Annotated in this window: 4 protein-coding genes; 1 reads left to right on the plus strand and 3 read right to left on the minus strand. The window is 68.2% G+C overall.

The features are described from left to right. The first annotated feature begins 152 nt into the window (after positions 1–152). On the plus strand, positions 153–1,181 hold the full coding sequence (locus AOK17_RS40095; RefSeq protein ID WP_055617559.1) for a glycosyltransferase family 2 protein: 1,029 nt from the start codon (positions 153–155) through the stop codon (positions 1,179–1,181). 90 nt (positions 1,182–1,271) lie between these two features. On the opposite strand, the gene AOK17_RS40100 is transcribed toward AOK17_RS40095, so the two are convergent. The 3 genes from AOK17_RS40100 to AOK17_RS40110 form a co-directional block, all read right to left on the minus strand. After that, positions 1,272–2,867 (minus strand): LCP family protein, encoded by a 1,596-nt coding sequence (locus AOK17_RS40100; RefSeq protein ID WP_055617562.1) that lies wholly within the window; start codon positions 2,865–2,867, stop codon positions 1,272–1,274. Between the two features lie 520 nt (positions 2,868–3,387). Beyond that, on the minus strand, positions 3,388–5,124 hold the full coding sequence (locus tag AOK17_RS40105) for an LCP family protein (RefSeq protein ID WP_079053549.1): 1,737 nt from the start codon (positions 5,122–5,124) through the stop codon (positions 3,388–3,390). A 258-nt stretch (positions 5,125–5,382) separates the two neighbouring features. After that, positions 5,383–6,735 (minus strand): LCP family protein, encoded by a 1,353-nt coding sequence (locus AOK17_RS40110; protein WP_055617561.1) that lies wholly within the window; start codon positions 6,733–6,735, stop codon positions 5,383–5,385. Positions 6,736–6,789 lie beyond the last annotated feature (54 nt).

Consider the following 6,789-nt stretch of genomic DNA (forward strand, 5'->3'; position numbering starts at 1 on the left):
CGGGGGAGCGGGGAGGCGTGGGCAAGGCGGACACCTCCGCGTCGGCCGGGTGTGGGGGTCCGTGAGCACCGTAGGCCCATACGATCTGCGGCCCGGCGCAGGGACCGGGCGGCGCGCGTCCGTGTCCCCCATTCGCGGTAACGTAATCCGCGATGAACGCCAAGCCCGACGTGCAGCTCCCCGCCGTCTCCGTGATCATGCCCGTCCTCAACGAGGAACGGCATCTGCGCGGAGCCGTCCAAGCGATCCTCGCCCAGGAGTACGGGGGCGAGATGGAGGTCGTGATCGCCATCGGTCCCTCGACGGACCGTACGGACGAGATCGCCGCCGAGCTCGTACGAGAAGACTCCCGTGTGCACACGGTGCCGAATCCGACCGGTCGCACCCCCGCCGCGCTGAACGCCGCGATCAAGGCGTCGCGCCACCCGATCGTGGTACGCGTCGACGGGCACGGCATGCTCTCGCCGAACTACATCGCGACCGCCGTCCGCCTCCTGGAGGAGACCGGCGCGCAGAACGTCGGCGGCATCATGCACGCCGAGGGCGAGAACGACTGGGAGCACGCGGTCGCCGCGGCGATGACGTCGAAGATCGGTGTGGGCAACGCGGCCTTCCACACGGGCGGCGAGGCCGCACCGGCCGAGACCGTGTACCTCGGTGTCTTCCGCCGTGAGGCCCTGGAGCAACAGGGCGGCTACAACGAGGAGTTCATCCGCGCCCAGGACTGGGAGCTGAACTTCCGGATCCGTGAGGCGGGCGGCCTGATCTGGTTCTCGCCCGAGCTGCGGGTCTCGTACCGCCCGCGTCCCTCGATGCAGGCCCTGGCCAAGCAGTACAAGGACTACGGGCGTTGGCGTCATGTCGTCGCCCGCTACCACTCGGGTTCGATCAACCTGCGCTACCTGGCTCCGCCGACCGCGGTCTGCGCGATCGTCGCCGGGCTCATCGTGGGGGCGGCGGTGACCCCCTGGGGCTTCCTGGTCCCCGCCGGGTACATCGTGGCGATCGCCCTCGGCTCCCTCCCCGCGGGCAAGGGGCTGCCGCTGAAGGCGCGGCTGTGGATTCCGGTAGCCCTCGCCACCATGCACATGTCGTGGGGCATCGGCTTTCTGACCAGCCCGAAGTCGCTGGCGAAGAGGGTCATCGCGTCACGGCGGCCGGCGGTGCTGAGCGAGAACTGACCGCCTCTTGGCGTACCTGGCGAAGGCCCCTTCCCGGACAGGGAAGGGGCCTTCGGCGTCTGCGGGATCAGCCGCAGCCACCCGGGACGGCTACCAGCGGTAGGGCTTGTACACGGGCATGCACTGACTCTTGTCCGACCCGTTGATGGCGTCGGCGTTGTCGGGGATGTCCCCGGCCTTCGGGGCCGACTTCTTCGGATAGGCCGTGCCCGTACGCCAGTCGGCGCCCACGACGAGGGTGACCCCGGAGACGTCGGTGCTCCGCTTCACCGAACTCAGCGGAATCCCCAGCGACTTGGCGACCCGCTGGGCGTCACCCTCCAGGTCCGCGCTCGGATAGCGGACGAGCGTCTTCTCCTCGCTGAGCGACGCCGAACGGTCCGCCACCGCCTGGGTGAAGCCCTTGCCGGTGAGCTGATCCGCGATCGCGCTCGCCCGCAGGGGCACCGCCGCCTCCGTGCTGGTCCGCGTGCCGTTCTGCACCTGTACGGCGATCTGGCCGTCGGCCGCGGCCGGGTCCTTGGAGGTCTTCTCCTCGGTCTTCTTCTTCTCGTCCGAGCCCGAGCCGTTCTTGTCGAACGGCACGTCGTCGCGGAGCATCGACCACAGCTTCTCGGCGTCGGCACCGGCCGGCACCACGTGGTTGGCGTCCAGCGGGTCCGGGACGTTCGGCATCGTCGTCATCGTGATGCGGTTCGTCGGCACCGTCTTGAGCTGCGTGCCCAGGTCGTACAGCTTCTTGACCGTGCCGATCTCCTCGGAGACCTTCAGCGACTTCGTGGCCGACTCGGCCAGGCCCATCAGCCGGCCCGTGTCGGTGAAGACGTTCTGGTCCTTCAGCCCGCGGATCATCGAGTTCATGTACATGTGCTGAGCCCTGGCCCGCAGGAGGTCACTGCCCCAGGCGTGGCGGGTGCGCAGCCACTGGAGCGCCTGCTTGCCCTTGACCTTCTTCGTACCGGCCTTCATCTTCAGGCCGGAGCCGCCGGGCACAGCGGGCAGCGGGCGGTCCCACACGTTCTGTTCCACACAGACCTCGACCCCGCCGATCGCGTCCGCCATGCTCACGACGCCCGCGAAGTCGATCGTCATCCAGTGGTCGATGTAGACCCCGGTGAGCTTCTCCCAGGTGGCCAGCGTGCAGCCGGCTCCGCCGTTGGACAGCGACCTGTTGATGATGGTGTTGGTCGCCGGATAGGTCGTGCCGTCCTCCGGGTCCGTGCACTTGGGGATGTCGACCCGGGTGTCGCGCGGGATGGTCACCACCGCGGCGCTCTTGCGGTCCGCGGACAGGTGGATGAGCATCTGCACGTCGCCCAGCGGCGGGTTGCCGCGGTTGTCCCTACTGCCGCCGAGTGCCACGTTCGCGTCGGAGGCACGGCTGTCGGAGCCGACCAGCAGGATGTTCAGCGGAGTCTGCCCGGCCGCGTTGGGAGCCGTCTTCGGCGCCTTCGAGTCGCCGCTGCTGCGCTCGCCCTTCTCGATGTTGCTGTTCAGGTGCCGGTAGTACAGGTATCCCGTACCGGCGGTCCCGAGTATCACCACCGACAGGACCGTCGCCGACCAGCGGAGCACCCGCCGTCTGCGGCGGGACCGGTCGGTTCCCTGGCCTCCTGGCCGTCGCCTGTTTCCGCCGTGCCTGCCCGGTCCGGCCGCTGTGTCCTTGCCCTGCGGAGCGAGGGACATCGTGTCCTCGACCGCGGGCACCTCCCCCTGCACACTGCTCTGACTCAACTCCCTGCCCCTTCCCCACCCCTGTTGCCCGACAAGGCAGCGCCCGCGTCCGGCCCTCCCTGGCCGGTGCGGAGCGAACCCTGTCAGGCCACCCTGTCCGACACTGGTCCGCCACCTGTCAGACCCCTGTGGGCCCGAACGCGGTTGGCTACGCATCGGCAAAATCAGCGACTGGCACGGCCACGTGCTGTCGGCCCGGCATGCGGCCGACGTCGGACGGACGTGCAGTCGACACAGCGGTGCCCCACGTCAGACCAACGTGGGCCCCGCACGGTTGTGTTCCAAGCCGGACAACTCTGAGCCGGATACCGGCCGACCGCACCTGATACGGCCAACTCCGCACCCGGCACCGGCCGGTCCGGCCCCTCCCGGAGCCAACTCCGTTCCCGGAGCCGACTCCGTATCCGGAAAAGGCCTGTCGCTCGCCCCGTAAGACGTGCGACAGGCCCGTCAGGTCACCCGCGTCAGCGCATCAGCTGGCGCACTGGACCTTGTCCGCCGTGGACTTCTCCACATCCGGAGTGGCGGCCGAAGACGAGTTCAGCTTCACCCCGGCGCCCTTGAAGTCCTCTCCCAGCGTGAGTGTCATCGTCGGCAGTCCCTGGGAGTTGGTGACGCTCTTGCCCGGCTTCATCGCCGAACCGTTCAGACCCATGATGTCGGCCAGCCTGCGGGCCTGGTCCGCCTGATCGGGCGCGTACTCCAGGCTTGTCTTGGCCTGTGTGTCACCCGAGTTGCCCGCGTTCTCGGACTTGGACACGCCCGCTTCGAGCTGCAGCCAGTTGAGCTGGGCCTGCGCGCTGCCGGCCGGGGCGCCGCCGTTGAGGATCTGGACGCGCACCTCCGAGGCGGCGGCCTTCGTGCCCTTGAGGCGGGCTGCGACGGCCGCCTTCTCCTTGGCCTCCTTCTTCTTCACCGCGGTGAAGGAGGTGTCGCTCTTGATCATCTGGAAGACCTGGGGTGCGCGCGACTCGTCGACGACGACGGTCGCCTTGATCTTCTCGGCCGGGTTGTCCTTCACCGGCACCGTGGTGAAGGTGATGTTCTTCGGCGGCACCTTCTTCAGCTCCAGCGCCACGTCCTTGAGCGTGCTGACCTTGCCGATGCCGGTGTCCACCGTCAGTGCCTTGGTGGCGGCCTCGGCGAGCTTCAGCAGCTTGCTCGGGCTGGTGAGGGTGTCGCTGGACGCCATCTTGCGCATCAGCGAACCCAGGAACTGCTGCTGCACCTTGATGCGGTCGAGGTCGCCCTGGTTGCCGAAGCTGTGCCGGGTCCGCACGAAGGCCAGCGCCTGCTCGCCCTCGACCTTGGACGTACCGGCCGGCAGCTTGAGCTTCGACTCCTTGTCGTCGACGGCCTTCTCCACACAGACCTCGACGCCGTCCACCGCAGTGGTCAGGGTCTTGACGGCGTTGAAGTCGGCCATCATGAAGTGTTGCGGCTTGATGCCGGTGACCGCCTCGACCGTGCGCATGGTGCAGCCAGGGTCCCGGCCGCCCTGACCCAGGCTCGTGTTGAAGCGCTGGTTGAGCGTCCCCGCAACGATCTTCTCCGAGCCGTCCTCCTGCCTGGTCGGACAGTCCGGGATGTCGACCATCAGGTCACGCGGAATGCTCATCGCGGTCGCGTTCGTACGGTCCTTGGAGACGTGCAACAGGATGTTCGTGTCGGCGTGCCCGACGCTGCCCTTGTCGCCGTAGCCCTCGTTGCCCGCACCGGTGCGCTTGTCCGTACCGATGATCAGGATGTTGAAGGCCTCGTCCTTGCTGAAGCTGCTGGCGCCCGCACTGCCGACGTCCGTCGTGGCGACGTTGCCCTCAAGATGCTTGATGTAGGCGTACGCCGCCGCCGAGACACCGACCAGCACGAGGGCCATGCCCCCGCCGGTCCACAGCAGTATTTTCTTCGCCCGCGACTTCTTGGGTTTCGTACGCGTCCGGCGGCGGCCCGGAGGCGGCTCGTCCGGCGCGCCACGGCGCCTGCGCGGTCCCGGCACATCGGTGCCCGGAACTTCCCGGTCACGGCCCGGCGCGGTACGCGGGCGTGTTGCCGCCCCTCCGGCGCGGGTAGCGGTTCTCCGGGGACCGGGAACCGTCGACTGCGGTGCGGAACTCTGCAGTCGCAGTTCGTAGTCACCGGTGTTCGGGTTGAGTACCCACTGGTCTGCGGGATCGATATCGTCCGCCCGCCCACGGCCTTGCGCGTCCACGGTTGCTTGAGTCCTCCGTCGGGGCCACGCGGCGTCTTTCCCCCTCAAAAGACGCTCGGTCAGTCGGTCCAACCAGTGCGCGACCTCAGGACAGACCTCAGGACCGGGTGCACCGGATCGCTCACACTATCCGCCCAGTTCGGCGTCAAGCGACGACGGTGAGAAATTCCACTTCCCTACAACCGGGCAATCCACCCAATTCTTTGAACGTACGTTCCCCGTCTTGGTGTGCTCTTTACTCAGAGGCCTGTTCGGGCGTTAACCGCAGGCGTCTTCGGCGGCCGTGTTCCCTCGGAAAGTCGGCGCGGGACTCGGTGTCAGCGAGGGGTCTTCGGGCCGCTTTGCGCCCGATTTGCCGTCATCTTGGACGAATTCCTGATCGGGGCCCGCATCCCGCTCCCCACGGCTCCCGTCATAACTCCCTTCATAGGACTCGTAGTTGTGCGAATCGCCGTACGCGTCCCTGTCCCTGTCCCCGTCGCCGACCGGCTCCGAGCCGCTCCTCTTTGTGCCGGAATCCTCCGGAAGTTCCTTCGAGACCTCCAACGGGGCGTCCATGCGCAGCCGTTCGAAGAGTTTCTCCGCCGCGGGCTCCACGAGCTGGTCGCGATTGGCGTTGTAGGCGTACGACTCCCTCGGCACCGTAAGGAATTGCACACGTTCGGTGGGGATGTTGCGCATGCCGCGGACCAGGTCGTACAGGCCCCGCAGGCTCGCGAGGCCCGGGTCGGTGGTGAGCGAGGAGGTCGCCGCGTCCAGCACCGGATAGAGCTTCACCGGATTCAGCAGTACGTCATTGCTGCGCACCTTGTTGACGAGGGCGCCCAGGAAGCGCTGCTGGCGGTCCATCCGATCGGTGTCGCTGCCGTCCCCGATGGTCTTGCGGGCGCGTACGTACCCGAGGGCCTGCTCGCCGTTGAGCTTCACCTCGCCGGCGGGCAGCCGGAGCTTGGCGGCGGGATCGTCGATCGGCTCCTTCAGGCACACCACGACCCCGTCGACGGCGTCGACCATGTCCTTGAAGCCGTGGAAGTCCACGACCATGTGGTGATCGATCCGGATGTCGGTCAGCTTCTCGACCGTACGGATCGTGCACGCCGAACCGCCGCTCTGGAAGGCGTGGTTGAACATCGCGAACGTCGGCGAGGTGCGGCTGCCGTCGGGCCGGCGGCAGCTCGGCACGTCCACCATCAGATCCCGGGGGAGGGAGACCGCGGTCGCGCTGCGCCGGTCTGCCGGGAGGTGGAGCAGGATGGTGGTGTCGGACCTCTCGGTGCCGGAGTCCCGTCCGTACTTCTGGTTCCCGTTCCCCGACCGTGAGTCCGACCCGATCAGCAGGATGTTCTGCGCGTCGCGCGCCAGTGAGGTCGGGCGTTCCTTCTCGTACCGCGCGAGTTCGGCGGCCGTGTCGTCGTCCGACGTGATGTTGCCGTTCAGCTTCTCGTACAGCGCCCAGCCGGCTCCCGCGGCGCCCACCACGACCACGACGACGCCGATCGCGGTGTACCGCAGCCACCGCCGCCGTCGCCGCCTGACCCCGGCCCCGGTGGGAGACGCACCGGCCCCGGGCCCGACCGGCCCCGCGCCCCGCGTCCCTCCGGTGTCGCTCACGTCTGAGTCCACCCCTCATGGCGTACGGACCTACTCCTACGACCATGGCCCGGG

The organism is Streptomyces phaeochromogenes (genome assembly GCF_001418655.1).
Lineage (GTDB): Bacteria > Actinomycetota > Actinomycetes > Streptomycetales > Streptomycetaceae > Streptomyces > Streptomyces phaeochromogenes.

What these genes read in the sequence shown, in the direction of transcription:
- AOK17_RS40095 (WP_055617559.1), top strand. Translation starts at nt 153, where the DNA reads ATGAACGCCAAGCCCGACGTGCAGCTCCCCGCCGTCTCCGTGATCATG.
- AOK17_RS40100 (WP_055617562.1), bottom strand. Translation starts at nt 2,867, where the DNA reads ATGTCCCTCGCTCCGCAGGGCAAGGACACAGCGGCCGGACCGGGCAGG.